A 1047-nucleotide genomic window follows, 5' to 3' on the forward strand; every position below is an offset into this window, starting at 1 on the left:
CTTGCCCATATGGTTCTTGACGTGGTACCAGCCAGGTTGAAACTCGGTCATTTCGGGTCCTCCTTGCTAATCATAAAGGGCCAGCCGTTAGGCTTCTCAGGAGGTCTGGGGCCGGGATATGCGGGGTGGCCAGAGCCCATATCGCTGATAATTAATCTGACCTTGGTTTGAGCTAAAAAGTGGACATTGAGCGTTGACCCTAATTCGGTGTAACGCTCAATCGGAACCACCTGTTCATGCCAGGTTTCTCCCTCGTATGGATTGGGCTTTGAGGCGGAGGTGCTCCAACGCACCGTTGCAGTGAGATCAGGGTGCCATTCGCGGGGATAGCCGATGCAGCAGACAAACTTGCCACCTCCTCCATATGCACGCGAGTTCCCTCCCCAGGAGCCGTTGATATAGAACTCATGGATATAATCCGAGGTGTGGTTGTAAGCGGTAATGTTGGCGTATTCAGGCCCCTTGTCCGGTTCTTCGCCGCCGCAGCCCACCAGCGTGGTGATCAGCAGCCCGATGCTTATTGCTTGAAGCAGGCGATAACCTCTGTTTTTCAGCGTATTCATGGTGTGGCGGTTCCTAGAGCGTGAGGGTCAATACGGCCAGTCAGCGGGTTTGACCGGTGCGTCCGGTCCGCGATAGCCCGGAAACCCTGGCGAACCCGGCGAAATAATCAACCGCACTTTGTGGTCCGGTAGGAAATGCACATTCAAGTCGCCTAATTCGTCGAATTGCTCAATCGGCACAACTTCCTCATGCCATGTAACGCCAGGAGGGCCATTTGGAATGGAACTCGAGGTACTCCAACGCACTGTGGCAGTAAGGTCAGGGCGCCATTCACGGGGATAGTTGATGCAGCAGACAAATTTGCCGCCACCTCCATATGCCCGCGAGTTCCCCCCCCATGTGTCGTCCACGAAAAAACGGTGGATATACTCTTCGGTGTGGTTGTAGGCGGTGATGCTGGCGGTAGCCGGCCCCTTGTCCGGTTCTTCGCCGCCGCAGCCCACCAGCGTGGTGATCAGCAGCCCGACGCTGATGGCTTGAAGC

The 1047-nt window shown here is 55.9% G+C and carries 2 protein-coding genes; both read right to left on the reverse strand.

Features of this window, described 5'->3' with window-relative positions; translation table 11 throughout:
• Positions 1 to 47 precede the first annotated feature (47 nt).
• Entirely contained in the window at positions 48 to 563 is a 516-nt protein-coding gene (locus tag BMX68_RS25020; RefSeq protein WP_074862803.1) for a DUF3304 domain-containing protein, read from the reverse strand.
• A gap of 27 nt (positions 564 to 590) precedes the next feature.
• Complete coding sequence (locus tag BMX68_RS25025) at positions 591 to 1037, reverse strand: DUF3304 domain-containing protein (RefSeq protein WP_143063375.1); 447 nt, start codon at positions 1035 to 1037, stop codon at positions 591 to 593.
• Between the last annotated feature and the right edge of the window lie 10 nt (positions 1038 to 1047).

Source organism: Pseudomonas agarici (genome assembly GCF_900109755.1).
In the GTDB taxonomy this organism is placed as follows: Bacteria; Pseudomonadota; Gammaproteobacteria; order Pseudomonadales; family Pseudomonadaceae; genus Aquipseudomonas; species Aquipseudomonas agarici.

Bases quoted from the DNA above. Each gene is read 5' to 3' on its own strand.
- BMX68_RS25020 (WP_074862803.1), bottom strand. From the start codon at position 563: ATGAATACGCTGAAAAACAGAGGTTATCGCCTGCTTCAAGCAATAAGC.